The organism is Segatella copri, assembly GCF_026015625.1.
Lineage (GTDB): Bacteria > Bacteroidota > Bacteroidia > Bacteroidales > Bacteroidaceae > Prevotella > Prevotella copri_H.
The window spans coordinates 1,457,093-1,479,303 of the sequence record NZ_JAPDVG010000001.1 but is presented as its reverse complement, the minus strand read 5'-3'; the positions used below and the strand labels follow the sequence as shown (position 1 = coordinate 1,479,303).

Below are 22,211 nucleotides of genomic sequence, written 5' to 3'. Positions count from 1 at the left end.
GCAGTAGTTACGGCTATTTTTTTTAAAATTATCTAGAGTTGGCTCACAGCCTCTTCCAGCTGCTGCAAAGCCTGTTTGATAATACTTCTTGGTGCAGCTACATTCAATCGCATGAATCCTTCTCCGCCAGGACCGAACATCTCTCCATCATTCAATGCCAGATGCGCCTTGTCGATGAATAGGTCGAGAAGTGCATCGTGAGAAAGATGCAGATTACGGCAGTTGAGCCATACGAGGAAGGAAGCCTGTGGACGCAACGGGCGAATGCCCGGAATATGTTCACGGCAGTAATCTTCTACAAACCGGATATTGTCCTCAATATAGGCAAGCATCGCCTTGCGCCATTCTTCTCCCTTGCGGAAGGCTGCGATAGTGGCGATAGGAGCAAAGAGGGTTGGCTCATCCAACTCGTTAGCGCTTAACCATTTGTAAAATCTATTCCGAATATCTTCGTTTGGAATAATGGCGTAGCTGCTCACAATTCCAGCTATATTGAAGGTCTTGGAAGGAGCCTGGAAGGTGATGCTGATGTTGCGTGCCTTGTCTGAAACCGAAGCAAACGGGATGTGCTTGTGGCCGAAGAGCGCCATATCCGCGTGAATCTCATCGCTGATAACGAGCAGATGGTGCTCATAGCAGAAGTCGGCAAGCTGCTGCAGGGTTTCCTTGCTCCAGGTAATACCGCCCGGATTATGAGGATTGCAGAGAATGAGAATCTTGCATTTCTCATCGCAAACCTTCTCGAGATTTTTGAAGTCCATCTCGTAATATCCGTCTTCCCTCATCTTCAGCGGATTGAAGACCACCTCTCTGCCATTACCCTCTGGGGTGAGGCGGAATGGGTGATAAACGGGAGGCTGGATGATGACTTTTTCGTCAGGCTGGGTGAAGACATTCACCACGAGTCCGATGCCTTTAACAATACCAGGAATGAATCTTATCCACTCTCGCTTCACATCCCACTGGTGGTGGTCGCGAACCCAGTCGATGATGCTAGGCAGGTAATCTTCCGGTTCCATCGTGTAACCGAAAAGAGAGTGTTCCAGACGTGCCTTGAGGGCATCTGTAATGAAAGATGGGGTCTCGAAATCCATATCAGCTACCCAAAGTGGCAGCAGATCATCTCGCCCCCAACGAGGCAACAGGGCGCCATGCTTCAGGTCGTCGCTGCCCGAACGGTCTATGACTTTATCGAAATTGTACATTTTACTTTGAACTTTGAACTTTGAACATTGAACATTGAACTTTATGATTAGTCCTTTTTACTTAGCCCTATTAACTATAAACTATCAATTATAAACTATTAACCGCCTGCTTGATGTCTTCGAAGAGATCATCCACATCTTCCAAGCCGATGCTCAATCGGATCGTGGTGTCTTTCACATCCATCGACTTGCGCATACTCTCAGAGAAAGCTCCGAAGATGGTGCTTGCCGGATGAATGGCGAGCGAACGGTTGTCGAAGAGGTTGGTGGCGCGATGGATGAGCTTCAGATTGTTCAGAAAACTGAAGCAGGCTTCCTTGTTCTCCAGGTCGATGCAGATCATGGCTCCCGCTGTTTTTCCAAACTGGCGCTGCGCCAACTCGTGATAAGGATTATCCTCCAGACCAACATAGTTTACATATTTTATCTGAGGCAGAGAGCGCAGCTTCTTGGCAAGCTCTAGGGCATTGCTGCTCTGCACACGATAGCGAGCATCGAGCGTTTCAAGTCCGATGGTTTGCATATAAGCTACCTGTGGGGTCATATAGGCTCCGAAATTGAAGAGCATTTCTCCATAAAGACGCTTGGCGAAATCGCCGTTGTAAGGAGTACCGTAGTCGATAACCAGACCGCCGAGCGAAGTAGCACCGCCGCTTACATATTTAGAACTGGAAACCACCTCAATATCTACTCCCAGACTCTTAGCCGAGAATTGTGTGAAAGGAATCACGGTAGAATCCACCACCAAAGGTACATTTTTTTCATGTGCCACTTCAGAGATGGCTTTCAGGTCAGCAACCTCCAGCTGTGGGTTGGTCAGAATTTCGAGAAATACGCAGCAGGTGTCATCATCAATGGCTTCGCGCACGGCTTCGATATTGGTCAAATCGCGCAAACGCACCTTTACGCCAAAACGGCGCAGAGTGGCTACGAGCAGGGCGTAAGTATTGCCGAAGAGATGCTTGGATGTAACAATATTTTTGCCTTGTGCTGCCAGCGCCATGAGGGTGTTGCTGATGGACGCCATTCCTGAGTTGAAGGCGGTGGCATGAGCAGCATCGGTAAGGGCTGCCACACGGCGCTCCAGGTTGGTCACCGTAGGGTTCTCTACGCGCGAATAATCTGGAGCCTTGATCTTGTCGGTGAATGCTTCAGCCATGACGGCAGCATTGTCGAATTCGTAGGCAAGGGTGTTATATACTGGCACGCTCAGCGAGTCGTATGCATCGCGGCGCTCATATTCCAAATGAATAGCTTGAGTCTGTTTCTTCATTATTCTGTTATTTTATGTGATATTTTGCGTGCAAAAGTACAAAAAAGAAATCAAATAGACAATAAATCGCATAAAAAAAAACGAGTTGCGAATGCTTTTTATGCATTGCAACTCGTTGGAGAGGGGTTTAACCCAACAATAACCTACTGGCTCATCCGATTAACTTAAAGATAACATTTGTAAGGCAAAAATGCAGTAAAAAGAGCAATTTGTAACACAAATATTCGTTTATCTCGATTTTTATTTGTAATTTCGCACCAAAATCAAAATATGGATATTTATGAATAAACTGATTCAGAAAACAACAAAAAGCGGGCTGCTGGCAGCTGCCCTGATGGCTTCAATCTCTGCCAGTTCCGAAACCATAGAGGTGAAAACGCTGAAATATGCAGGCCCCTATGCCGTAGCACAGCCTTGGATGGCTGACAGTGTGAACATCAAGGGCGAAGCGTTCGACCTTAAGCAGCTGCTCGATTCGCCGCTGTCTTTCACCTTATTAAATAAGGGTAAGGAGGTGAGTGCAGCCCAACTCCTTGCCGACAAGCAGGATGCGCTCCATCTGGCTTCTTTCTGCGTTTCTAACACCCAGCGCACCAAAGCAACCATCGCGGTAGAAGGATTGGAGCAATACCGCCTGTTCGTTGACGGCGAACAGGTAGCGGTGAACGGCAATAAGGCTGAAACCATCCTGACTCCTTCGCAGCATACGGTTGTCATCAAATATCTTACCCGGAAGAATGCATCTTCTGATAAGAAATCTATCAAGTTGACTGTAACCGCAGCCAACGGCGCTCCGCTTTCTGTAGGCGATGCGGCAGCCAAGCGCGCCTATAATATCTATGATGTGATTTGTGCGCCCAACTATCCGAGTGTTTCTATCTCACCAAACGGAAAGTTTATCGTTGTTCGGAAAACATGGGTAGATAGAAAAGGTAATAACCATAGCGTTAGTGAATTGCGCAACTCTCAGACTAACAGACTGATGGCTACATTTGAGGAGAGTGTAAAATGGATGCCTTCAAGCAATAAACTGTATTTCACCCAGAAGGCGAGCGACAGCAGTATTGCCGGAGAAGAAAAGCAGGATGGCACATTGCAGCTCATCACCATCAATCCGCTGACGATGGAGCGCGAAGTGCTGGCAAGCCATCTTCCTGAAGGCTGGTTCCAGTTTACACCCGATGAAAAAACACTCATCTATACGCTCACTACTGAAGGCAGAAAAAAGGATCCGCAAGTTTATGATGTAAAAGAACCGGAAGACAGACAGCCTGGTTGGCGCGAACGCAGCAATTTGGCTAAATACGACCTTGCATCGGGCATTCTCCAGCCGCTTACCTTCGGTTACCACAACATCTATCTGATGGATATTTCTGCCGATTCGCGTTATCTGCTGATAGGAAAGGGAGAGGAGCGACTCACCAAGCGTCCTACAACCCTGACATCATTCTACCGCCTGGATTTGGGCAGTATGAATGCATCTTCAGCCACAACGCCAAAGGTAGAAACCCTGATAGAAAAGGGCGAATTTCTGAACAGCGCCCAGTTCTCACCTGATGGCAAGAGCATTCTCGTGAGCGCTTCTCCGGAAGCTTTCAACGGCATTGGAAAGAATGTGGAAGAAGGACAGACACCTAGCATGATCGACACCCAGCTCTATCTGATGACCTTGTCGGATAAGAAGGTTCGTCCGCTGACCAGGGATTTCAATCCGAACGTGCAGAGTGTGAATTGGAGTAAGGTCGATGGAAACATCTATTTTACAGCTGAAGATAAAGACTGTGTGCACCTCTTCCAGCTCAATCCGAAATCGGGCAAGTTTACGCTTCTCAAGACTCCTGAAGAGTACATCAAGAGTTTCTCGCTTGCATCTTCTGCAGCAGAAATGGCTTTCTCCGGTCAGAGTGCATCCAATGCCGACCGACTCTATAAGATGAATACGAAGGCGCTGAAATCGCAATTGGTTGACGATTTGAGTGCGCGTGAGTTGAAGGATGTTGAACTGGGTGAATGCAAGGCTTGGAATTTTGTCAATTCAAGAGGCGACACCCTTTGTTGCCGTTACTATCTGCCACCTCATTTTGATGCTGCCAAGAAGTATCCGATGATAGTGAATTATTATGGCGGATGCAGTCCTACGAGCCGCATGTTCCAGAGCCGTTATCCTCATCATGTTTATGCGGCAATGGGCTATGTAGTGCTGGTTGTGAATCCTAGTGGAGCCACCGGATTCGGTCAGAAATTCTCTGCCCGCCATGTAGACACGGCAGGCGAGGGAGTGGCTGAAGACATCATCTCCAGCACCCAGGCTTTCTGCGATGAGCATGCTTTCGTAAACCGCAAGAAGATTGGCTGCATTGGCGCCAGCTACGGCGGATTCATGACTCAGTATCTTCAGACCAAGACCGACCTCTTTGCTGCTGCCATCTCGCATGCAGGCATCAGCGACCACACCAGCTATTGGGGTGAGGGCTATTGGGGCTACAGCTACAGCGAAGTTTCTATGGCGAACGAATATCCTTGGACCAACAAGCATCTCTTTGTAGATCAGAGTCCGCTCTATAATGCCGACAAGATTCATACTCCGCTGCTGTTTGTTCACGGCACGGCTGATAATAATGTGCCTGTGGGCGAGAGTATCCAGCTCTATACGGCTCTGAAACTCCTTGGCCGTCCTACGGCGATGGTATTGGTAGATGGTCAGGATCATCACATCATCGACTACGAGAAGCGACTGAAATGGCAGAACACCATCTTTGCCTGGTTTGCCAAGTGGTTGCAGGATGATGCTTCCTGGTGGACGGAAATGTATGGTGATGAAAATATGTAGTTGAAGCTTCGGCAGAAATGCCGGCTTCAGCCTTTATCAAATAAAAAGAGATTATGTTCCTGTAAGTCGGGAATATAATCTCTTTTCTTTTATATGTTTATTTCTTGCAGTTTAGCGTGATAAGCAGAGAAATCATGGAGAAAGCGATTCCTACGATGCAGACACCGAGCCAGTCGGCTTGCGTCCAGACGTAACCGGCACAGAAAGTGCCTAGCGAACCACCGATGAAATAGCTGGTCATGAAGATGGTGTTGGCGCGGTTGGAAGCCTGCGGAACCTCCTGCAGACAACCACTCTGATTGCTGAGCTGCTGACATTGCAGACCGATGTCAACCAGAATGATGGCTGCGATGAGTCCGGCGTATGTATCGCCGAAAAGCAAGGCTATTGCCCAGGCGATGATCTGCATTCCTGCGCCGAACAGATTGAATTTTCGAATGCCAAACCTAGGAATCAGTTTTCCCACACCACTGGCAGCAACGGCTCCCATGATTCCGCAAAGTCCGAGCATTCCTACCATATCACTTCCTGCGCTGAAAGGTGGCTGCGCCAGATGGAAAGCCAGACAAGACCATATTGCCATCATACTGCCGAACCCGAAGGCTGCACGGGTGGAATAGATGCGGATAGAAGAATGGAAAAAGAAAATTTCTGCTATCGTGGTCATCAGCCCTCTGTAGGTTCCTACATAGTTGCGCTTCATTTCAGGCATCATCAGCAGCATGATTCCCATGCAAACCACCATCACGAAAGCAGCTATGATAAACATCTCCCGCCATCCCAGCCATTCGCCGATGTAACCGCTGATTACTCGTGAGGCAAGAATGCCCGTCAGCAGTCCGGAGAGTACAATGCCCATATTCCTGCTCTTGTTCTTGGGTTCCGAAAACTGTCCGGCTATCGGAATGAAGAACTGCGGAATCACCGAACAGGCGCCAATCAGCAGTGAAGTTCCCCAGAGCATCCATACGTTTTGCGCTGCAGCCATCACAATTGCCATCAATGCAGCAATGGTCATATTGACAAGGATGAGTTTCTTGCGCGAAAGCATGTCGCCCAAGGGGATGAGGAAGAATAAGCCCAGCGCATAACCGATCTGGGTAATGACGGTGATGAGGTTAGCTTTCTGCTCGGTAATATCCAGGTCGTGGCGGATGAGTTCGAGAAGCGGCTGATTGTAGTAGCAGTTGGCTACGGTGAGTCCTGCGACGATAGCCATCATCAGGAGAATGCTGCGGGGAATGCCCTGATTTTCTTTTAGCTGTATCATTTTCTGTCTGTTGTTTCTTTGTTTTGAGTGCAAAGTTACGAAAAAAATCTCGGCAATCAAAGTTTTTGGGGACGATTTCTTGGGAAAATCTTCTGTTCTTTCCCTCGCGCGCGTACCTTATTATATGTATATAGTACTGCTCTGAAGAGGTGTTGGCGCGCACCCTTATTACGCTAAAAAACACCGAAAAGTGTTAAAATTAGGCTGTTTCCGAGCACACCAAAAACTTTAACCTTTGTTAGCACTTTATAAGTGGTTGATTTATAGCGATTTGTAATTTTGTTACAAAATCACCTAAAAAAAAATCGCAAAAAAAAGAACAACGTATCAAAAAAATGCTTACCTTTGCATCGTTCAAAAGAACAAATGATTGTTTTACAGATTTTAAAAAAGCAAAGAAAATGAAGAAATTAGTTTTTATGTTCGTAGCTATCGCAGCTATCTCTTTCGCATCATGTGGTAACAAAACAGCTCAGAACACAGCTTCTGCTGATTCTGACACAGCTCAGGTAGATACAACTGCTGCTGACACTGCTGCTGCTGATACAGCTGCTGCTGATTCTGCTAAGTAATTTGAAATTACTTGCGAACGAAAAAATGAGAGAAACAACCGCTGGACTTCGGTCTAGCGGCTTTTTCGTTTTATAGAGACTATGTTTCATTTTTTTTAGGTTACCTTTTAGAATTTTAGAAAAGATAATTTATGATAGATTCAAGTGCCTTCCAAGGTAAAAAGGCAGCTTACTATACGCTAGGCTGCAAACTCAACTTCTCTGAAACTTCCACTTTTGGCAAAATGCTCGAAGATATGGGCGTCATTACTGCTAAAAAGGGGGAGAAAGCTGAAATTTGTCTGATTAACACCTGCTCGGTAACAGAAGTTGCCGATCATAAATGCCGTCAGGCTATCCACCGGATGGTGAGAAACAATCCGGGTGCATTCGTTATCGTGACGGGCTGTTATGCGCAGCTCGAATCTGAGAATGTCAGCAAGATAGAGGGTGTAGACCTCGTGTTGGGTGCTAACGAGAAGGCGCACTTGATTCAATATCTCAGCGATGCATGGGCGCAGAACAGCGATGCTGCGCTTCATCAGCATTATAGCGTGAAGACGAAGGAAATCAAGACCTTCCAGCCTTCTTGCTCGCGTGGCAACCGTACCCGTTATTTCCTGAAGGTGCAGGACGGCTGCAATTATTATTGCACCTATTGCACCATTCCATTTGCCCGAGGCAATTCGCGCAATCCGAGCATCCAGTCGCTTGTGGCTCAATGTGAGCAGGCGGCTGCTGAAGGCGGTAAGGAAATCGTCATTACCGGTGTGAATATCGGTGATTTCGGTCAGACTACCCACGAGCGATTCATCGACCTTGTCAAGGCGATGGATCAGGTAGAAGGAATCAAGCGTTACCGCATCTCGAGTCTGGAGCCTGATCTCTGTGATGATGATCTCATAGAGTATTGTGCCCAGAGCCGTGCCTTTATGCCTCATTTCCACATTCCTCTGCAGAGCGGAAGCGATGAGGTGCTCAAGCTGATGCACCGTCGTTACGACAAGGCGCTCTTTGCCCACAAGGTGAATCTTATCAAGGAGAAGATGCCTGATGCGTTTATCGGCGTGGATGTGATGGTTGGCTGTCGCGGCGAAACTCCGGAGTGTTTTGAAGAATGCTATGAGTTTCTGAAGAGTCTGCCTGTTACCCAGCTTCATGTCTTCCCTTATTCCGAGCGTCCGGGCACGGCTGCCTTGAAGATTCCGTATGTGGTTGACGAGAAGGAGAAGAAGAAGCGCTCCAAGCGACTGTTGGAGTTGAGTGATCAGAAGACGCAGGAATTCTATGCCCAATACATCGGTACTGAGGCTGAGGTTCTCTTCGAAAAGGCGCCAAGAGGCAAGGCAATGCATGGCTTCACCAAGAACTATATCCGCGTAGAACTTTCGCCGGCTCTCGCCAAGGAAGAATACGACAACCAGCTTATCAAGGTTCGCCTGGGTGATTTCAATCACGATAAGACGGCGCTGAAGGCAGAGCTTCTTTAGTTGATAGTTTATAGTTGATAGTTTATAGTTGATAGTTGATAGTTTATAGCTCAAAGGCTGATTATCAAGTTAAAAGCTAATATTCAAGGCTAATCATAAAGTTCAAAGTTCAAAGTCCAATCATAAAGTTCAAAGCTCAAAGTCCAATGTATTACAACGATTTTGGAACATGGATCCGGAAGCAGTTTCCTGATTTCCGTGTTCAGAAGATTTCGATAGACGCGGGATTCTCCTGTCCTAACAGAGATGGGAGGATTTCGAGTGGCGGATGTACGTATTGCGACAACCGCACCTTCAATCCCAGCTATTGCGACCGGAAAAAGTCGATTACTGAACAGCTGGAGGAGGGAAAGGCTTTCTTCAGCAGGAAGTATCCTGATATGAAATATCTGGCTTATTTCCAGGCTTATACCAATACATACGCCAGGGTGGAGCAACTGAGGCTGATGTATGAAGAGGCTCTTGAGGTGGAAGATGTGGTGGGAATCGTTATCGGAACCCGTCCGGATTGTGTGAGCGATGAATTGCTCGATTATCTGGAAGAACTGAACCACCGCACCTTCGTACTGGTGGAATATGGCATTGAGAGTGCCAATGATGAAACCTTGAAACGCATCAACCGCGGACATGATTTTGCCTGTTGCCGTAGTGCCGTGGAGCGTACTCATGCCAGGGGAATCCTTACGGGCGGCCACATCATCATCGGCTTGCCGGGAGAAGATGCGGAAGAAAGTCTGCGCCAGGCTCCTCTCATCTCTTCCTTGCCGCTTGATATTCTCAAGATTCATCAGATGCAGATTATCAGGGGCACCCGGCTGGCACAGGAATATGCTGAGCATCCCTTCCATGTTTACACGGTAGAGGAATATATTGATGTCATCGTGAAATACATCCGTCTGCTCAGAAAGGATTTGGTGCTGGAGCGCTTCGTCAGTCAGTCGCCCAAAGAACTGCTGATTGCTCCCAAATGGGGACTCAAGAACTATGAGTTTACCAATCTCCTGAATAACAGATTAAAGAGTTTACAATAAATATGGCAAAAGTAGCAATCGTTATATTAAACTGGAATGGTCAGAAGATGCTGGCAAAGTATCTTCCGAATGTCATCGAATATTCCCGTCAGGATGCTGAAATCTGGGTGGCAGACAATTCTTCTTCTGATGGTTCGATGCACCTTCTGGAGACTCAGTTTCCTCAGGTGAAGACCATCGTGCTGGAGCAGAATTTCGGCTTTGCTGAAGGCTATAACCGTGCCTTGAAGCAGATTGATGCAGCGTATTATGTGCTCCTGAATAGCGATGTGGAGGTTTCGCATCATTGGCTTACACCGCTCATCGAGTTTATGGATTCGCATCAGCAGGTGGCTGCCTGTCAGCCTAAGCTGCTTGCCGAATACGATAAGGACAGCTTTGAGTATGCTGGTGCTTGCGGCGGATTCCTCGACAAATACGGCTATCCGTTCTGTCGGGGCCGCATCTTTGATACGGTAGAGCGCGATAACGGGCAGTATGATTACCAGCAGGAAATCTTGTGGGCTACGGGTGCCTGTATGATAATCCGCTCAAAAGATTATTGGACTGCCGGAGGTTTAGACGGCCGTTTCTTTGCCCATAATGAAGAGATAGATCTTTGCTGGCGCTTGCGTCTGATGGGCAGAAAAATCTACTGCATTCCTGAGAGTGAGGTTTATCATGTGGGTGGTGGAACCCTGCCGAAAAGCAATCCGATGAAGACTTATCTGAATTTCAGAAATAATTTAACCATGCTTTATAAGAATCTGAGTGATACGGAGTTGACTCATGTAATGCGTATGCGTAGATTCCTGGATTACCTTGCTGCTTTCGAGACATTGGTTCTGAAGCGCAACTGGGGTGACTTCAAGGCTATCTTCAAGGCGCGCAGGGCTTTCAAGGCATGGAAACATGAGTTTGACGAAGATCGCAGAAAGATACAGGCGGGTAGGGTGAAGGAGGAGATTCCGCAGGTTTACAATCTCTCTATCATCTGGCAATATTACGCCAAGGGCAAGAAACTCTTCTCGCAGTTGTAGACAATAATAAACAAACTTAAAAATAAAATCTATGAAGAAAAAACAAATGATGATGGCGCTGGTTTCGCTGATGGTTCTGTCAGCCCAGGCGCAGGCTAATTTCCAGGTGTCGGTTTCCAATCCTTCCAAGGTGGCAAGAACCGATGCTCCGGTGGTGGTAGATCTCAGCAAGTTGGGAGCTATCGGCGACATTCAGCGCGCTGTAGTAACCGTTGACGGTAAGGAGATTCCTTCCCAGCTCGACGACATCAACCGCGATTGTACCAACGATGAACTCTGTTTCCTTGCCGATTTAGGCAAGAAAGAAACCAAGACCTATCAGGTGCATCTCTATCGTGAGGGTGAGCAGGCACAGTATCCGGCTCGTACCTTTGCCGAACTCTGTCTGCCAAGCAAAAACAGGAAGCTGGCTAAGAACAGGCAGGATATTTATCTGCGCAGCATCTCGTTTGATAAGAAGACCAAGGACCCTTATCACTACGTCCATTCTCATGGCATCTGCTTCGAAAGCGAACTGATTGCCATGCGTGTTTATTTCGACCAGCGTCAGACCATCGACCTTTATGGCAAAATCAACAAGGGACTGGTGGTTCAGGATACACAGTTCTATCCTTCAGAAGAGCAGATTCAGGCTGGTTCGGGCGATGATTGTCTCTGGGTAGGCAATACCTACGGGCTGGGTGCGCTCCGTGGCTGGGACGGTAAAGACCAGGTGCTGTTCAACAACGTGAAATATCAGGAGCAGCGCGTCATTTCAGAAGGTCCGCTCCGTGCCATCGTCGAGGTAGTGGATAAGGGTTGGGTTCCGGCTCCGGGTTTGCAGCCTGTCAATGCCACCATCCGCTACACCATCTATGCCGGTCATCGCGATTTCGATGTAGATGTATTCTTCAACAAGGATGTTTCTGATTATCAGTTTGCTACAGGACTCATCAACGTAAAGGGTTCCAGCGAATTTGCTGATGGCAAGGGATTGCGAGGCTGTTACGGCAGCGACTGGCCAACAGGCAAGGACGATGGAAAGCATAAGCTGGAGACCGTAGGCTTGGGCATTTATGTGCCACAGTCAGCCCTGGTAAGTCAGCAGCCAGCCAATAAGGATTGCTATACTCAGGTAGTGAAACCTGCAGGCAGCCAGCTCAGTTATAAGCTTGCTTATACCAGTGCCAACGAAACCTATGGTTTCAAGGGCGAGAAGGAGTGGTATGAGTGGTTGAAAGCCTGGAAGAAGCAGATAGAAGAGCCGGTTCAGGTTTCAGTTTCTGTCATCATTCGATAAGCAGTTTCTTTTATCATCTGATAAGCAGAAAAACTGCGCAAATAGCCAGCAATGAGCAAAAAAGCCTTACGTTTTGCTCATTGCTGGTTATTTTGCAAACAATTTTAAGAGAAAAACCCATTTTTTTTGCGAATGCGTATGATTTTTTAGCAAAAAAGCTTGGTAATTTAAATAATTTTTAGTATTTTTGCAGACGTAACTCGAAGATTTGTAAATTATCGTGAAAAGGTTTTTTAATTATATAGTCATATTAGCAATCGTGCTTCTCAGTTCGGCCTGCGAGTTTAAGTTCAAGCCGAACGAGGAAGGAGAGGCTGTGCCCCTGTCAGTACAGCGTTACGACCGATTGGAAAGCAGATATCTTACTACCGGTGATTTCTCAGCCCTGCAGCAGATGAACACCGATTACCCGATAGAAACCCGTACGCTGATAGAGAAAATGCTCCAGCTTGGCACCATTACCGACGCCAATATCAGCAACCGTTTCCTCATGTTCTATCAGGATTCTACCCTGCAGTCACTTATTGCCGATGCTGAGGCAGAATTTGCCAATATGGAAGACATCAACGAGCAGCTGAAATCTGCCTTCTCACGTCTGAACAGTTGGATTCCGGAGCTCCAGCAGCCTTGTTTCTATGCCCAGATTGGCGCTCTCGACCAGAGCATCGTAGTAGGACAGCACTCTGTAGGAATTTCGCTCGATAAATACATGGGCGAAAACTATCCGCTCTACAAGAAATTCTATACACCACAGCAGCGCAGCACCATGTCGCGCCAGTATATTGTGCCGGATTGCCTTACCTTCTATCTGCTGAGCATCTATCCGATGGATCAGTTCGACACCCGTCCGCAGCTCGACCGCGATCTGCACATGGGCAAGATCATGTGGGCTGTCAACAAGGCGATGGGCAAGGAGATTTTCAAGACCAAGTATGTGAAGACAATCTGCGCTTATGTAAAGCGCAACCCTAAAGTAACAGTAGAACAACTGCTCAAGGACGAAGATTATTCGCCTATTGAGGCATTACATAAAGATTAACACATGAAAAAATTTCCAGTTTTTATTGCAACTGTCATGATGGTTTCAGCAATGCAAGCTGCAGATAAACTCGACCTGAAGGCCATTACTTCCGGCGAGTTTGCTGCCTCTTATGTTACCGGTATTAACCCTATTGATGGCACCGATTTGTACGCTTCTATCAGCAATGATGGCAAGCAGGTTATCAGTTATTCGTTCAAGACGGGCAAGCAGATGAGCATCCTCTTCGATGTGAACGCAGTCAAGGCTCCCTTCGAACAGATTGAGGGTTATGTAATCAGTCCTGATGGCAAGAAATTGCTTATCATGACCCATCGCGAGGCTATCTACCGCCGCTCGTTCAAGGCTGAGTATTTCGTATACGATATTGCCAAGAAGAGTTTGAAGAAACTTTCCCAGGGCGTTAACCAGCAGGTGGCTACCTGGTCGCCTGATTCACGCCACATCGCCTTCGTTAAGGATAACAATCTCTTTGTTACCGATGGAGATAAGGAAACCCAGATTACCCGCGACGGTAAGTTCAATGAGGTAATCAATGGTATTCCTGATTGGGTTTACGAAGAGGAGTTCAGCTTCAACCGCGCCTTTGCATGGAATGCGGATGGAACTGCCATCGGCTGGATACGCTTCGACGAATCGCACGTAAAGACTTATTCTCTGCAGATGTTCGAAGGTTCTCATCCTACCCATAGCGAGTATCACGACTATCCGGGAGAGTATTCCTATAAATATCCTAAGGCAGGACAGGACAACTCTAAGGTGAGCCTTTGGAGCTATGATATGAAGAACGGCAAGACCGTGGCGCTTGATGTGCCTGTAGATTCCGACGGCTATTATCCACGCATCAAGACATCGCCAGACGCCAACAGTCTGATTGTCTATACGATGAACCGCCATCAGGACGACATGCGCCTCTATGCAGTCAATCCTTTCACCGGCAAGAGCAGGATGCTCATCAAGGAGAGTGTGCCTAAGTTTGTAAAGGAAGAGGTGATTGAAAACAGCATCGTGGGCAAGAAGAACATCCTGCTGCCTAGCGACCGCGACGGCTTCATGCATCTCTATCTCTATGATATGAACGGCAAGCTCCTGCGCCAGGTAGAGAAGGGCAACTATGATGTTACCTCTATCTACGGAATGGATGAGAAGACGGGCGATGTTTATTTCCAGGCTGCCAAGCTCAATGCGCACGACCGCCAGGTTTACGTGGCTCATAAGAACGGAAAGGTGGAGCGCCTTACCGATGCGGCTGGTTCCAACTCGGCTTACTTCTCGGGCGATTACCGCTATTTCGTCAATACCTGGAGCAGCTACAGCCATCCTTATGTCTTCACCGTACGCAGCAACAAGGGCAAGCTTATCAAGACATTGGAAGACAACAAGCAGCTGCTCGAAAAGACCCGGAAGTATAATTGGGGCAAGCGCGAAACTTTCTCTTTCACCACTTCCGAAGGTGTGAAACTGGACGGCTGGATGGTGAAGCCGGTTGATTTCGACGCCAGCAAGAAGTATCCTGTCATCCTCTTCCAGTATTCCGGTCCGGGCAACCAGCAGGTGCTCGATTCATGGAGCACGGGCAGTATGGGCAATGGCGGTGCTTTCGATTATTATCTTGCACAGGAAGGATTCATCATTGCCTGCGTAGATGGTCGTGGAACAGGCGGTAGAGGAGCTGAGTTTGAGAAGTCAACCTATCTCCGTCTGGGCGATTTAGAGTCGAAAGATCAGGTTGAGACAGCTCTCTACATGGGTTCTCTGCCTTATGTAGACAAGGATAATATCGGCATTTGGGGTTGGAGCTATGGTGGTTTCAATACGCTGATGAGTATGAGCGAGGGCCGTCCTGTGTTCAAGGCAGGTGTGGCTGTGGCTCCTCCTACCTGCTACCGCTTCTATGATTCGGTTTATACTGAGCGCTACATGCGCACTCCTAAGGAGAATGAAGAGGGTTACAAGGTGAACCCTATCGAGCGTGTAAAGCAGCAGCATGGTGCGTTGCTTATCTGTCACGGATTGGCAGATGACAATGTGCATCCGCAGAATACCTTCGAATATGCTGAGGCTTTGGTTCAGGCAGACAAGGACTTCAAGACCCTGTGGTACACGAACCGCAATCACGGCATTTCGGGTGGCAATACCCGTAACCATCTGCTTCGCCAGATAGCAAACTGGTTCAAGCAGAATCTGAAGTAGAAAATGATATGATATAAAAAAAGTGAAGCCATTCTCGGCAGAAAACGGGAATGGCTTCTTAATTTAATGTTCTCCTCATTACTTTGCGAAGTAAGGAACGTTTGAATTCTTATTCGGTTTTAGCGCCTTTTCTGCGCTTTTCTTTCTTGGCTTTCTTAGCCTTCTTCACTTTTACCTCTTCAACCTCTTCATCGTTAGGCTGAACAGATGAAAAATGAAAATCTGTAGAGTTGATGGTCTTCACCTGATAAGGGCTAGGCGCATCGTTCATCTGCTGTCCGTTCTTTGCCTTCTTAGCCTTTGGCTTCTGAATGTATCTTGCATAGAGCTTGTTCCATTTCTTTTCAGCCTTCTTCTGGTTGAAGTCAAACATCACGATACACGTGCGGTTGCCGGCACCTTTCTGCTCCAGATAGTCACGCAACTGGTATGAATAGTTCTCGCGGCTTACCAGAAACTTGTTCTTGCGGGTGAAATAGGCAGAATCAACCTTCTGAACGTCAGTGAAATAGACTGTAGAGTCATTAAACGACGAGGCAAATCCAAAGATGTATGCAGTCTTAACTTCGTTCTTGGCTGATGCAGAGAGCGAGCTGAAACATGCTAATGCAATAGATGCTAATGCAATTTTTGTAATTTTCATTTCTTTTTCTGTCTTATTTTGTTTTATGCTGTCTGCCCCATCAGTCATGCAGGATCTTTCCTTATCCCAGATAGGACTTCAGCAGTTTATCTGTCGTTTTGTTCCGGAGTCGCCTGATCGTTTTTTCCTTGATCTGGCGTACTCTTTCCCTGGTGAGATGATACTTGGTTCCGATTTCTTCAAGTGTCAGTTCAGGTGTTCCTATGCCATAGAAGGCAGCAATGATTTTCTGGTCTTTGTCCGGCAGCGTGCCGAGCAGTCTTTCTATTTCTGCTCTCAGCGACTCTGCCAGCAGTTCATTGTCGGTCGGATCATCCGAATTGGCCATCAGGTCGAGCATGCTGCCATCTTCATCGTCAGAAAAAGGCGCATCCACGCTCAGGTGGCGACTTGTCGATGTAGCCTTCATGGCGTCCTCTATCTTGTCTTCCGGCAAGTCTATGCGGTCAGCTATTTCGTCTACACTCGGTTTGCGTTCAAATTCCTGTTCGAACTTACTCATCTCTCTGTTTATTTTGTTAACGCTTCCCACCTGGTTGAGCGGAAGGCGCACAAGTCTGCTCTGCTCGGCTATGGCCTGCAGAATGCTCTGGCGAATCCACCATACGGCGTAAGAGATAAACTTAAAGCCTCGGGTTTCATCAAACTTCTGTGCGGCTTTGATAAGTCCCACATTTCCTTCGTTGATAAGATCAGACAAACTGAGCCCTTGGTTCTGGTACTGTTTGGCAACAGACACCACGAAACGGAGATTGGCTTTTGTTAATCTCTCCAATGCCCTACGGTCACCTTTTCTTATACGCTGAGCGAGCTCCACCTCTTCATCTGTAGAGAGCAGCTCCTCATGAGCAATATCTTGAAGATATTTTTCCAACGATGCGCTTGCGCGATTCGTAATTGACTGAGTAATTTTTAATTGTCTCATGCTGGCATCAAATTTTAAGTAGTTGCAAAAATACACTTTTTTGTTTAAATACCAAAAAAAATAGTAGATATTTTTCAGAAATACCTACTATTTTATTGTTTTTTGTCTGTTTCTTGAGTTCTTTGGCAGTAAAAATGCCTTTTCACTACTCAATCATGAGACGTTTCTCTTCAAACGCTTACCCTTAGTCTTTCTGCAGCGGAACAGCGAAGTAAGCCTTCTTGCCTGTTGGCCATATACCCTGGATGTAGAGCACTGGGTCCTTGCTGGTAGAAGCACTCTTTACAGCCTTCTGCAGGTCATCAATCGTATTGATGTTGTTGTCGTTGATGCGCTGGATGATGAAACCGCGTGAAATGCCACTATCCTTCAGGGCGCCGCTGTTCACCTTCATTACCTCTACACCATACTTGATGTTGAGCTGGTTCTTCTGGCTCTCAGTAATAGGGCGGAAGCTGCCACCGAGCACGTCGAGGTCGGCACTCTTGATAACCGAAGTATTACCCTGGGCATTCTTCAGCGTGATGGTCTTGGTGCTTGCCTTCTTGTTGCGCAGGTAGGTGATGCTCATCTTGTCGCCAGGGCGCTTGCCGTTCAGGATTTCCTGCAGCTCAGCCATCTTGGTCACCTTCTTGCCGTCAACCTTGGTAATCACGTCACCTTCCTTCAGTCCTGCCTCAGCACCGTTGCCGTCTTCATCAACTTTGGCAATGTAAACACCCTCGTTGGTTCCCAGGTTCACTTCCTTGCCGTTCTCCTTCTGGGCGTTGATATAGTTCAGCACATCGCTTCCCTGTATGCTCAGCATCACGCGCTGTACGCTGCCGTATTTCTTCAGGTCGTCTACCACCTTGTTCATGATAGAGGTAGGGATGGCGAAACCGTAGCCGGAGTAAGAACCGGTCTGTGAATAGAGCATGGCGTTGATGCCTACCAGTTCGCCCTGGGTGTTGACGAGTGCACCGCCCGAGTTACCTGCGTTGATGGCAGCATCGGTCTGGATGAAACTCTCTACACCGTTGGCACCGAGTGAACGTGCCTTGGCAGAGATAATGCCGGCTGTAACCGTATTGTTCAGTCCGAATGGGTTGCCCACGGCGATGACCCATTCACCCACCTTCACCTTGTCGCTGTCGGCGATAGGCAGGGTAGGCAGGTTCTTGCCGTCTACCTTGATGAGGGCGAGGTCGGTAGTCTTGTCGGTTCCGATGATGCGAGCCGAGAATTCACGGTTGTCGTTCAGTGTTACGGTCAGCTCGTCAGCACCTTCTACCACGTGGTTGTTGGTAACGATGTAACCGTCCTGACTGATGATGACGCCCGAACCGGTAGCCTCTCTCTTCGGAGTCTGCACTTTCTGCTTGCGTGTGCCTCCGTTGCCCTGTCCCGGGTTGCCGAAGAAGCCGAACGGGTCGAAGAATCCTCCGAATGGGTCGTCCTGCACATCTACCGTCTTCACCTTCGAGTTCTGTACGTATTTAATATGTACTACAGCAGGCAGCGCCTTCTCGGCAGCATAGGTTAAGTCTACAGGCTGACCTGCTGGCGCAGCGGTAACTGCAGGTGAAGCATTTACTTTCATGAAAGCACCGGCTGAAAATGCGAGCGAACCAACGCAGAGCACAGCCACAACATAATTACTTAATTTTTTCATGTTTCTTATTTTTTTATTGTTTACTTTTCTTTTCCTTGGAACTGCAGCAGCTAATATCATGCCAAAAGTCAGCTTGTCATGCATCGCTCTGTTTCCGGTTGCAAATATAGGGTCATTTTTTGAGATACGCTTCATTCTCTGCATAAATTTATTCCGTTTTAACATTTCAAATTAACACTTTAACGGCTATTAAACAAGAAATGCCCTAAATTCACAAATATTTGAATGTAAGCATGAAAATCTTAGTTTTGTATACGAAACTATCTTTTATTAATTATTGAATATCTGTTAAAAGACAGCGGCTCAGAAACTCGGTTTAACTGGGGGAAAAGAGTGAAAATAGCCTTGCGAATAACTAATGATGCATAAAAAAGTGAGGAATCGTGCGATAGTATCAAAAGTTTTTTGTACTTTTGCATGTCGAAAGCAGTGCTCCGGTCTGTCGCTGGCATCTTTCAGGTGCGAGAGGAAAGTCCGGGCAGCATAGAGCATCCCACTTCCGAAACTAGAAGCTATTGGTGACAGTAGGTGTCGGTAGAAGAAAATAACCGCTTTCACTTATCCCGTTTGTCCAGTCTGGGGTGGTGAGAGTAAGGGTGAGAAGGTGGTGTAAGAGACCACCAGCTGGCGGGTGATCGCCAGGCTGTGCCATCTGGGAGCTGTAAGCTCATGTATACCGCAGATTGAGGGCGGCTCGTCCGATTGCCTTAGGGCTGCTGTGGAGGGTAGAGTGCTTGAGCCCAAGGGTGACTTTGGGACTAGATAAATGACAGACGTTCTTATATCTGGTATGAACACAGCATAACAGCATATCTGATATAGGAACACAGAACTCGGCTTACAGGGGCACTGCTTTCTTTTTTTCAGCATCGCAGCCTTTATATATAATAAGGTATAAGATGCATTCATTTTTAAACGATTTTAAAAACTAGCAAGATTATGAAACTCAGAGAACCGGAAAAGCAGATATTAGATGATTTCGAACATAAGGTAACGGGCAAGATAGCGAAATATGGCAATGAGCCCGATTTCCCAAAGTTTGAGAACTACGGCATTACCCGCATGGAGCTGGATGATTATCTTTTCGATAAGCAGTCGATACTCGACATGGGCGGTTCCAAGCGCAGCCAGCTCACCATCGGCGGTTTCATCACCGTCCTCCCCGTATTGGTACTGTCCTGTTTCCCGGATAAGTCACCCATCTACGACAACGGCAAGATGCTCGCCACGGTCATAGCCGTCATCATCGGCCTGCTGCTGGCGTGTTTTGTCAAGGCACTTCTCCAGATGATCATCGCCTATCGCGTGAACCATCATAAGGAGCCTAAGATGGAGACCTTCATCAAGGCAGTCCTCTTCTACGAGAAGCGGTCGTAACTGTAAACTATAAATAATAAACTATAAACTGTAAGTAGTATGACATTACCAGACTTTATGGACTATAAGGACAAGTTCACCCAGCGTGCATTTGTCGAGAAGATTTCGCATGTTGCCAAACGTGCCGGTGCCAAGATGGTTTATACAGCGCTCATTCTCTATTATACGTTAGAGAGTGACAAGGTTTCGCTGAAGGACAAGGCTCTGATCGTAGGAGCCTTGGGTTATCTCATCAGTCCGCTCGATGTGATTCCAGACGCCATACCTATTGCCGGTTTGGGTGATGACCTGGCCGTATTGCTGTTTGTGCTCAAGAAAGTTTGGGGTGAGGTTTCAGATGATGTAAAGTCAAAGGCTCAGGACAAGTTGAAGAAGTGGTTTGATGAAGATGAGATTCCATCAGCCGATGACCTCTTCAAGGATTCAGCCACCGATACACCGGTTTGATTTTTCTCTAGGGGCAAGGCATAAGAAAATGAAAATGACCCTTAATGACTTTGACCCTTCATGACCGGCTACAGTAGTAGCTAAACTTTAACATGTTTTGCCCCACACGCCCTGAAGGGGCAGAAGCTCCTAGCCCAGGGTAGCACCCTGGGTAAATACGGACGCAAACAAGTCGCCCTGTAAGGGCAAAAGCTTTGAAATTGAAGGCTTTTGCCCTTACAGGGCGACTTTGTTGTATCTATTTAAAAACCCAGGGCGCTGCCCTGGGCTAGGAGCTTTTGGGCTTTCAGCCCGTCTTCGGCTACCATTATTTAGACTTATGACACATTCTTTTGTTTTTATCCCATGCAGCTCGTTACTCCGAGCGTCGTAGCGATAGCGGTCAGTATGCTGATGGCTATCTGAAGAATTGTTTTCCAAGTGTTCGCTTTCATTTTTTTGAATGTTGAATGTTGAGTGTTGAATGTTGAATTTTTTGTGGGCGGATAGGCTGGGCTAGGGGCTAGCACCCTAGCCAGTCTATCCTTGGGCTATTCAAGGCCGTCGCCAGTATCGTCCTTGCCGGTAGTACCGCCGCTTGATTCAGAGCCTTGGCCTTCGCTGCCGGTAGTGCCGGTGTTTGAACCGCCTGGGGTAGAACCGCCAGGCGTATTATCCGGAGTAGTTGGCGCGTTGAGGTCAACGTTGGTCTTACCCTCCTTAATCGCCTTGATAACGGCAGCCTGAGCACTGCGGCTGGCTACGAGGTTGAACTCGGCGTCATCGCGAAGGTTCTTGAACTCCTGACCAGGCTCCCACTGAACCTTTACGCCGGTGATGTTCTGCGAGGTGAACTTGTCAGCATCCTCAGCACCCTTCGAGGTGAGAAGGAGAGAGAAATCACCAAGATCGCCCAGACGGATTTTCTTGCCCTCAAGCAACATCTCACGCATGCAGTCTACGGCGATGTAGAGGATGGCGCTGATGTCAGCTCTCGAATAAACAGTACCATGAGAGGTGATGTGCTTGGCAAACTTCTCGATGGTCATGATGTCGGTGTACTGTGAGATGGCGAAAGCGTTCTGCTTCTCAGTCTTCACGAGTTCCAGGTCCTTTGGGTCAGGGGTTGTACCCTCCTTCTTTGCCTGGTTGATGCGTGACTTAGCCTGGTTGATTTCCAGAAGATTTGCGTTCACGCTACGCATTACGATGCTGTAATTAATCATAGTCGTTTGTAGTATGTTTAGAGTCCTTTGTTTTGCAACTCCCCAGAACGCCCCGTTCCTGCCGTTTTCGGGGTCTTCATTGATGACCGGCGCCTGCCATCATTTATGACCCGTGTTGGTCTTAAGAGAAGACCCGAGCAAGGCACAAAAGGCTGTTCTTTCGATTGCCGGTGCAAAGATACAACATTTTCGGGCAGAATGCAAGCTTTCCCCCTAACTTTCTATGCAAGAAATGCTGTAAGTAATTGTAATACAATAAGTTCTATTGATTTTCTGTCTGAACTTTATTGCAAAAACAATGAAAATGCAAGAAAGGACTCGGAAGTAGCTGAAGAAATGAAAAGGGGTCATTTGGTGTCAATGTCATTTAGGGTCATTTGAAAAAGTAAATGTCACTTGGCTGCTATAGTATATATAAATATTTATTTATATATATCTATAGTGACTTTTTAACTCTCGGAAAACATAATGACCCTAAATGACTTTGACCTTATGACCCACTAAGTGTAATGCTTGAATGGGTTGTTTGCTAGAGTATGTGATAGTTCTAAATTGCTTGTGTATGAGATAATTACGAAAGTTTATGTCAGGTGTACTTCATTTATGTGTGTATAATAATAATCTACATTCTCTGGTGCGAAATACTGTACATTGCACCGCTCTAGTGCTCATTTTTATATCCCCAATTCATTGTATTTGTCAAAAATACCTACCTTTGGAGCATGATTCCGAGTCCGAGGAGGGGCATTTTTGCCCATACTAGAGGGGGTAAAATACCTT

18 protein-coding genes and 1 other RNA gene are annotated in these 22,211 nt (G+C 47.2%); 11 read left to right on the top strand and 8 right to left on the bottom strand.

Annotation, left to right across the window (positions count from 1 at the left end; translation table 11 throughout):
- Positions 1-32: 32 nt before the first annotated feature.
- Positions 33-1,205, bottom strand: a complete 1,173-nt coding sequence (locus tag ONT19_RS06675; RefSeq protein WP_264952873.1) for a MalY/PatB family protein — start codon at positions 1,203-1,205, stop codon at positions 33-35.
- Between the two features lie 88 nt (positions 1,206-1,293).
- Positions 1,294-2,478, bottom strand: coding sequence for a PLP-dependent aspartate aminotransferase family protein (locus ONT19_RS06670; protein ID WP_264952874.1), 1,185 nt, complete (start codon positions 2,476-2,478; stop codon positions 1,294-1,296).
- Positions 2,479-2,758: 280 nt separating this feature from the next.
- Between ONT19_RS06670 and ONT19_RS06665 the strand changes: the two genes are divergently transcribed.
- A complete protein-coding gene (locus ONT19_RS06665; RefSeq protein WP_264952875.1) occupies positions 2,759-5,308 on the top strand; it encodes a S9 family peptidase in 2,550 nt (849 codons plus the stop codon).
- 97 nt (positions 5,309-5,405) lie between these two features.
- On the opposite strand, the gene ONT19_RS06660 is transcribed toward ONT19_RS06665, so the two are convergent.
- Positions 5,406-6,578: an MFS transporter gene (locus tag ONT19_RS06660; protein ID WP_264952876.1), complete on the bottom strand. Its 1,173-nt coding sequence runs from the start codon at positions 6,576-6,578 to the stop codon at positions 5,406-5,408.
- A gap of 401 nt (positions 6,579-6,979) precedes the next feature.
- Here ONT19_RS06660 and ONT19_RS06655 point away from each other — a divergent pair, with 401 nt between their 5' ends.
- From ONT19_RS06655 to ONT19_RS06625, 7 genes are all read left to right on the top strand, one after another.
- Complete coding sequence (locus tag ONT19_RS06655; protein ID WP_022122035.1) at positions 6,980-7,150, top strand: PG1828 family lipoprotein; 171 nt, start codon at positions 6,980-6,982, stop codon at positions 7,148-7,150.
- A 131-nt stretch (positions 7,151-7,281) separates the two neighbouring features.
- Complete coding sequence (gene mtaB / locus ONT19_RS06650) at positions 7,282-8,619, top strand: tRNA (N(6)-L-threonylcarbamoyladenosine(37)-C(2))-methylthiotransferase MtaB (RefSeq protein ID WP_264952877.1); 1,338 nt, start codon at positions 7,282-7,284, stop codon at positions 8,617-8,619.
- Positions 8,620-8,765: 146 nt separating this feature from the next.
- Positions 8,766-9,650: a TIGR01212 family radical SAM protein gene (locus ONT19_RS06645; RefSeq protein ID WP_264952878.1), complete on the top strand. Its 885-nt coding sequence runs from the start codon at positions 8,766-8,768 to the stop codon at positions 9,648-9,650.
- 2 nt (positions 9,651-9,652) lie between these two features.
- The gene (locus ONT19_RS06640) at positions 9,653-10,669 is read left to right on the top strand and encodes a glycosyltransferase family 2 protein (RefSeq protein ID WP_264952879.1); all 1,017 of its coding nucleotides are present in this window, start codon (positions 9,653-9,655) and stop codon (positions 10,667-10,669) included.
- A 31-nt stretch (positions 10,670-10,700) separates the two neighbouring features.
- The gene (locus tag ONT19_RS06635; protein WP_264952880.1) at positions 10,701-11,948 is read left to right on the top strand and encodes a DUF4861 domain-containing protein; all 1,248 of its coding nucleotides are present in this window, start codon (positions 10,701-10,703) and stop codon (positions 11,946-11,948) included.
- A 259-nt stretch (positions 11,949-12,207) separates the two neighbouring features.
- On the top strand, positions 12,208-12,987 hold the full coding sequence (locus tag ONT19_RS06630; protein WP_228113421.1) for a gliding motility protein GldB: 780 nt from the start codon (positions 12,208-12,210) through the stop codon (positions 12,985-12,987).
- 3 nt (positions 12,988-12,990) lie between these two features.
- The gene (locus ONT19_RS06625; protein ID WP_264952881.1) at positions 12,991-15,180 is read left to right on the top strand and encodes a S9 family peptidase; all 2,190 of its coding nucleotides are present in this window, start codon (positions 12,991-12,993) and stop codon (positions 15,178-15,180) included.
- Positions 15,181-15,289: 109 nt separating this feature from the next.
- Here the strand turns inward: ONT19_RS06625 and ONT19_RS06620 are convergent, their stop codons facing one another.
- From ONT19_RS06620 to ONT19_RS06610, 3 genes are all read right to left on the bottom strand, one after another.
- Complete coding sequence (locus tag ONT19_RS06620) at positions 15,290-15,823, bottom strand: hypothetical protein (RefSeq protein WP_022122022.1); 534 nt, start codon at positions 15,821-15,823, stop codon at positions 15,290-15,292.
- 61 nt (positions 15,824-15,884) lie between these two features.
- Positions 15,885-16,748 (bottom strand): sigma-70 family RNA polymerase sigma factor, encoded by an 864-nt coding sequence (locus tag ONT19_RS06615; RefSeq protein WP_022122021.1) that lies wholly within the window; start codon positions 16,746-16,748, stop codon positions 15,885-15,887.
- A 184-nt stretch (positions 16,749-16,932) separates the two neighbouring features.
- Positions 16,933-18,402: a Do family serine endopeptidase gene (locus tag ONT19_RS06610; protein ID WP_264952883.1), complete on the bottom strand. Its 1,470-nt coding sequence runs from the start codon at positions 18,400-18,402 to the stop codon at positions 16,933-16,935.
- Positions 18,403-18,828: 426 nt separating this feature from the next.
- Between ONT19_RS06610 and rnpB the strand changes: the two genes are divergently transcribed.
- The 3 genes from rnpB to ONT19_RS06595 all read left to right on the top strand — a co-directional run bounded on the left by rnpB (position 18,829) and on the right by ONT19_RS06595 (position 20,226).
- An RNA gene (gene rnpB, locus ONT19_RS06605) (RNase P RNA component class A) lies at positions 18,829-19,259 on the top strand.
- A gap of 82 nt (positions 19,260-19,341) precedes the next feature.
- Positions 19,342-19,779, top strand: coding sequence for a hypothetical protein (locus ONT19_RS06600; protein WP_254970328.1), 438 nt, complete (start codon positions 19,342-19,344; stop codon positions 19,777-19,779).
- Positions 19,780-19,818: 39 nt separating this feature from the next.
- Positions 19,819-20,226: a YkvA family protein gene (locus ONT19_RS06595; RefSeq protein ID WP_117728888.1), complete on the top strand. Its 408-nt coding sequence runs from the start codon at positions 19,819-19,821 to the stop codon at positions 20,224-20,226.
- 338 nt (positions 20,227-20,564) lie between these two features.
- Here ONT19_RS06595 and ONT19_RS06590 read toward each other — a convergent pair whose 3' ends face one another.
- Entirely contained in the window at positions 20,565-20,660 is a 96-nt protein-coding gene (locus ONT19_RS06590; RefSeq protein WP_153072405.1) for a smalltalk protein, read from the bottom strand.
- 96 nt (positions 20,661-20,756) lie between these two features.
- A complete protein-coding gene (locus tag ONT19_RS06585; RefSeq protein ID WP_264952884.1) occupies positions 20,757-21,431 on the bottom strand; it encodes a DNA-binding protein in 675 nt (224 codons plus the stop codon).
- Positions 21,432-22,211: the final 780 nt, after the last annotated feature.

What these genes read in the sequence shown, in the direction of transcription:
- ONT19_RS06675 (WP_264952873.1), bottom strand. Translation starts at nt 1,205, where the DNA reads ATGTACAATTTCGATAAAGTCATAGACCGTTCGGGCAGCGACGACCTG.
- ONT19_RS06670 (WP_264952874.1), bottom strand. Translation starts at nt 2,478, where the DNA reads ATGAAGAAACAGACTCAAGCTATTCATTTGGAATATGAGCGCCGCGAT.
- ONT19_RS06665 (WP_264952875.1), top strand. Translation starts at nt 2,759, where the DNA reads ATGAATAAACTGATTCAGAAAACAACAAAAAGCGGGCTGCTGGCAGCT.
- ONT19_RS06660 (WP_264952876.1), bottom strand. Translation starts at nt 6,578, where the DNA reads ATGATACAGCTAAAAGAAAATCAGGGCATTCCCCGCAGCATTCTCCTG.
- ONT19_RS06655 (WP_022122035.1), top strand. Translation starts at nt 6,980, where the DNA reads ATGAAGAAATTAGTTTTTATGTTCGTAGCTATCGCAGCTATCTCTTTC.
- mtaB (WP_264952877.1), top strand. Translation starts at nt 7,282, where the DNA reads ATGATAGATTCAAGTGCCTTCCAAGGTAAAAAGGCAGCTTACTATACG.
- ONT19_RS06645 (WP_264952878.1), top strand. Translation starts at nt 8,766, where the DNA reads ATGTATTACAACGATTTTGGAACATGGATCCGGAAGCAGTTTCCTGAT.
- ONT19_RS06640 (WP_264952879.1), top strand. Translation starts at nt 9,653, where the DNA reads ATGGCAAAAGTAGCAATCGTTATATTAAACTGGAATGGTCAGAAGATG.
- ONT19_RS06635 (WP_264952880.1), top strand. Translation starts at nt 10,701, where the DNA reads ATGAAGAAAAAACAAATGATGATGGCGCTGGTTTCGCTGATGGTTCTG.
- ONT19_RS06625 (WP_264952881.1), top strand. Translation starts at nt 12,991, where the DNA reads ATGAAAAAATTTCCAGTTTTTATTGCAACTGTCATGATGGTTTCAGCA.
- ONT19_RS06620 (WP_022122022.1), bottom strand. Translation starts at nt 15,823, where the DNA reads ATGAAAATTACAAAAATTGCATTAGCATCTATTGCATTAGCATGTTTC.
- ONT19_RS06615 (WP_022122021.1), bottom strand. Translation starts at nt 16,748, where the DNA reads ATGAGACAATTAAAAATTACTCAGTCAATTACGAATCGCGCAAGCGCA.
- ONT19_RS06610 (WP_264952883.1), bottom strand. Translation starts at nt 18,402, where the DNA reads ATGAAAAAATTAAGTAATTATGTTGTGGCTGTGCTCTGCGTTGGTTCG.
- ONT19_RS06600 (WP_254970328.1), top strand. Translation starts at nt 19,342, where the DNA reads ATGAAACTCAGAGAACCGGAAAAGCAGATATTAGATGATTTCGAACAT.
- ONT19_RS06595 (WP_117728888.1), top strand. Translation starts at nt 19,819, where the DNA reads ATGACATTACCAGACTTTATGGACTATAAGGACAAGTTCACCCAGCGT.
- ONT19_RS06590 (WP_153072405.1), bottom strand. Translation starts at nt 20,660, where the DNA reads ATGAAAGCGAACACTTGGAAAACAATTCTTCAGATAGCCATCAGCATA.
- ONT19_RS06585 (WP_264952884.1), bottom strand. Translation starts at nt 21,431, where the DNA reads ATGATTAATTACAGCATCGTAATGCGTAGCGTGAACGCAAATCTTCTG.